Annotated in this window: 5 protein-coding genes; all 5 read left to right on the forward strand. The window is 73.4% G+C overall.

Translation table 11 applies throughout. The features are described 5' to 3' along the window. The first annotated feature begins 80 nt into the window (after window positions 1-80). Window positions 81-413 carry an AzlD domain-containing protein gene (locus tag ACTIR_RS0103945; protein ID WP_034238283.1) on the forward strand — a complete coding sequence of 111 codons (333 nt, stop codon included), beginning with the start codon at window positions 81-83 and terminating at the stop codon, window positions 411-413. A 59-nt stretch (window positions 414-472) separates the two neighbouring features. Then, window positions 473-1,111 (forward strand): pyridoxal 5'-phosphate synthase glutaminase subunit PdxT, encoded by a 639-nt coding sequence (pdxT, locus tag ACTIR_RS0103950; protein ID WP_026453294.1) that lies wholly within the window; start codon window positions 473-475, stop codon window positions 1,109-1,111. Next, the gene (locus ACTIR_RS0103955) at window positions 1,108-1,857 is read left to right on the forward strand and encodes a YebC/PmpR family DNA-binding transcriptional regulator (protein WP_007027056.1); all 750 of its coding nucleotides are present in this window, start codon (window positions 1,108-1,110) and stop codon (window positions 1,855-1,857) included. Before pdxT ends, ACTIR_RS0103955 begins: the two co-directional genes overlap by 4 nt. Window positions 1,858-1,935: 78 nt before the next feature. Next, window positions 1,936-2,547: a DUF4262 domain-containing protein gene (locus tag ACTIR_RS0103960; protein ID WP_233345814.1), complete on the forward strand. Its 612-nt coding sequence runs from the start codon at window positions 1,936-1,938 to the stop codon at window positions 2,545-2,547. Between the two features lie 104 nt (window positions 2,548-2,651). Beyond that, window positions 2,652-3,181: crossover junction endodeoxyribonuclease RuvC (gene ruvC / locus ACTIR_RS0103965; RefSeq protein WP_026453296.1), on the forward strand; the 530-nt coding region annotated here is incomplete at its 3' end.

Here is a 3,181-nt window from a genome sequence, read left to right on the forward strand (position 1 = left end):
GAGGACCCGCGGGACGGGGACGCGCGTCCCGCCCACGCGGCCCCGGGCGGTCCCGGCCGCGAGGACCCGGAGGTGGCCCCGTGACGACCGCGCTGACCCCGCTCACCCTGATCCTGATCACCGTCGCGCTCGCGGCGGGGACGTTCGCCTTCCGGTTCGCCGGGCCGTTGCTGCGTGCCCGGTTCACGCTCTCGCCCCGGGTGGAGCATCTGGTCGCGGTCGCGGCCGTCGTCCTGCTCGCCGCGCTGGTGGCCACCTCCGCCCTGCTGGAGGGCTCCGGGTTCGCCGGCTTCGCCCGCCCCGCCGGGGTCGCCGTGGGCGGGGTGCTGGCCTGGAAGAAGGCGCCGTTCGTCGTCGTTGTGCTGGCCGCGGGGGCCACGGCGGCCGGTCTGCGGCTCCTCGGAGTGCCCTGACCACAGGCCCGCGGACCCCGGCCAGTAGGCTTGACCCGATCGCGGGAGGGGTGACGAACGTGCAGCGGCGACCGGAGGTCGGTGTCCTCGCGGTGCAGGGGGACGTGGCCGAACACGCCGCGATGCTCGACCGCGCGGGCGCACGGGCCCGGCCGGTCCGTCGCGTCGCGGAGCTGGCCGACGTCGACGGGCTGGTGCTGCCCGGAGGCGAGTCCACGACGATGTCGCGGCTGCTCGCGTCGTTCGGTCTGCTCGACCCGCTGCGGGAGCGGATCCGGGACGGTCTCCCGGTCTACGGCTCCTGCGCGGGACTGGTCCTGCTCGCCCACCGGGTGTACGACGGCAGGCCCGACCAGCACCAGCTCGACGGGCTCGACGTCGTGGTGCGGCGCAACGCCTTCGGCAGGCAGGTCGACTCGTTCGAGACCGACCTCGAGGTCCGGGGCGTCGACGACGGCCCCGTCCACGCCGTGTTCATCCGCGCGCCCTGGGTCGAGAAGGCCGGTGCCGACGTCGAGGTGCTCGCCCGGATCCCGGACACCGCGGAGGCCGGCGCCGCGGCCGATAGGATCGTCGCCGTCCGGCAGGGGCGGGTGTTCGCCACCGCGTTCCATCCCGAGCTGACCGGGGACGAGCGGCTGCACCGGCTGTTCGTGCGGAATGTGCGCAGTCGCGTGAGAGAGTTGGAGGAGCGATGAGCGGCCACTCCAAGTGGGCCACCACCAAGCACAAGAAGGCCGCCCTCGACGCCAAGCGTGGAAAGCTGTTCGCGAAGCTGGTCAAGAACGTCGAGGTCGCCGCGCGCACCGGCGGTGGCGACCCGGAGGCCAATCCCACGCTGTACGACGCCATCCAGAAGGCGAAGAAGAACTCGGTCCCGCAGGACAACATCGAGCGGGCACGCAGGCGGGGCAACGGTGAGGAGGCCGGCGGCGCCGACTGGCAGAACATCACCTACGAGGGGTACGCGCCGAACGGCGTCGCGGTGCTCATCGAGTGCCTCACCGACAACAAGAACCGCGCCGCCTCGGAGGTCCGCACCGCGCTGAGCCGGAACGGGGGGACGCTGGCCGACGCCGGTTCGGTCGCCTACCTGTTCAACCGCAGGGGCGTGGTGCTCATGCCGAAGAACGACCTCTCCGAGGACGACGTGCTGATGGCCGTGCTGGACGCCGGTGCCGAGGAGGTCAACGACCTCGGGGAGAGCTTCGAGATCCTCTCCGCGCCGGGTGACCTGGTGTCCGTGCGCACGGCCCTGCAGGAGGCGGGCTACGACTACGAGTCCGCCGACACCAGCTTCCTCCCCTCGGTGAACGTGCCGCTGGACGCGGAGGGGGCCCGCAAGGTCTTCCGCCTCATCGACGCGCTCGAGGACTGCGACGACGTGCAGAACGTCTACGCGAACTTCGACGTCAGCGACGAGATCCTCGCCGAGGTCGGCTGAGCCGGTGCGACCGGCGGGTGCGACCCGCGGCGCGCGGGGCACGGAGGCTCTCCCCGTGCGCCGGCGGGGTGCGGCACAATGGCCGCCGTGACCCCCGACACCGCCACCGACCCGGACGCCCCGGAGCCCGCCATGCCGGATCCCGACCACCTGCCCGCGACCGGAACACTGCCGGACCCGGACGGCGAGGGGGAGACCGACGACGACCGTGAGCTCCGGGAATGGATCGTCGCCGAGGCCGAGCGGCGCGGGAACGCGGTGGTCTCGGTCCCGACCGACGAGCACGGGGCGGGCTACGCCTTCACGGTGTGCGCGTGGGCCATGCACGCGGTCCCCGAGGCCGTGGTCGTCGGACTGCCGGAGGAGCAGGCGACCGTGCTGCTGGACGCCTACGTCGACCGCGCCGCGACCGGGGAGCGCTTCGAGTTCGGCACGCTGTACCACGACTTCTTCGAGGGCGTGCCGGTCACCTTCGAGCGGGTGGCCACCGGGCACTACCCCGAGTTCTTCGGCAGCGCGTTCCTGGTCTACCCGGAGGGTGACTTCCCCGCCGTGCAGATCCTCGTGCCCACCCCGGCCGGGGACTGGCCGTGGAGCGCCACGGCGCCCGCCGGGTTCGCCCGGTGGCAGCCGGTGCTCACCGTCAGCGGTGCCCCGGAGAACTGGACCCCCGGCGTCGACGGGCCCTGAATCCGCCCGGGCGCACCGGCGTGTCCGTCGTCCGTGCTCGTCCGCGGGGGCGGTAGCGTAGCCTGCGGTCTCGAACGGGTGTTCGCGGAAAGGACGGAAACGGCGTGCGTGTGCTGGGTGTCGACCCCGGGCTGACCCGGTGCGGCCTCGGGGTCGTCGACGGGGCCCTCGGCCGCTCCGTCCGGTGTGTGGCGGTGGACGTGGTCCGGACCCCGTCCGACGTCGAACTCGCGACCCGCCTGCTGCGGGTGGGCGACGAGGTGGACTCCTGGCTCGACACGCACCGCCCGGAGGTCGTCGCCGTCGAGCGGGTGTTCAGCCAGAGCAACGTCCGCACGGTGATGGGTACGGCCCAGGTCGGGGGTGTGGTCGCGTTGAGCGCCGCCCGGCGCGGGCTCCCGGTCGTCTTCCACACGCCCAGCGAGGTGAAGGCGGCGGTCACCGGGTCCGGACGGGCGGACAAGGCGCAGGTCACCACCATGGTCACCCGACTGCTCGGGTTGGCGGCGAAACCGAGCCCCGCGGACGCGGCCGACGCGCTCGCGTTGGCGATCTGCCATCTGTGGCGGGCGCCGATGCGGTCGCGGCTCGCCGAGGCGGAGGCGAAGGCCGCCGAACAGGCCCGCGCGCACCG

The sequence above is a fragment of the Saccharomonospora iraqiensis subsp. iraqiensis genome (assembly GCF_000430445.1).
Classification (GTDB): domain Bacteria; phylum Actinomycetota; class Actinomycetes; order Mycobacteriales; family Pseudonocardiaceae; genus Saccharomonospora; species Saccharomonospora iraqiensis.